Annotated in this window: 1 protein-coding gene; it reads right to left on the minus strand. The window is 56.8% G+C overall.

What is annotated here, in order from left to right:
* Positions 1 to 479 (minus strand): beta-galactosidase (locus tag DP117_RS34265; protein WP_211176537.1); only part of this gene is annotated, 479 nt, incomplete at its 3' end.
* Positions 480 to 760: the final 281 nt, after the last annotated feature.

Genomic DNA, 760 nt, shown 5'->3' on the forward strand with positions numbered 1-760 from the left:
CATTGATGCCGCTCAACGATGGGGATGAGTGCGTCGAACCAACGGTCAACCGCTTCCAGATAGGCGGGGTTCATCGTCCGAAACGCAACATCGGGCAATGTTTGCAGCCATGCGGGAAAGCCACCATAGTCCCATTCGGCGCAGATATAGGGGCCGGGGCGCACAATCACATACATTCCCTGCCGTTCGCACTCAGCGAGGAACGCTTCAAAGTCTTTATCACCCGTGAACCCAAAGTGTCCGGGGGCAGGTTCATGGAAGTTCCACGCGACGTAAGTTTCTATAGTGTTCATCCCCCCGCGTTTGGCGCGGGCGATGCGGTCAGGCCAGAGCGCGGCGGGGACGCGGAAGTAGTGAATACCGGCGGACAGGAAGATTTCCGGCTGCCCGTTGACGGTAAACGCGCGTGAATTGTAAGAGACAGAAGAAGGGGTGTTGGGTGTTGGGTGTTGGGTGTTGGGTAGGGCGGTATCGGGCATGATTGCGTTCCTTTGTGATTAAGCGGCGACGCTGCCCTTGTCCGACAGTATAGCCCAATCGTGGCATGGTGGGCAAATGGTAACGCAAAGGAAAGGCTCATGTTTCTGTTGCCGTAACAAAAGGGTCGGGGGTTTTCCGGGTTGCATTTCGAGGCCGGATTCGGCTACGATGGAGGTATGAGTACCGCCGTTTACGCCGTGCAAAGTCACCTTGTCCCAATGCCGCTCGATTTTGTCCCGACCGCCGCGATTTTCGATTGTGACGGGACACTTGCCGACAC

Origin of the sequence: Brasilonema sp. UFV-L1 (assembly GCF_012912105.1) — a bacterium.
GTDB lineage: Bacteria > Cyanobacteriota > Cyanobacteriia > Cyanobacteriales > Nostocaceae > Brasilonema.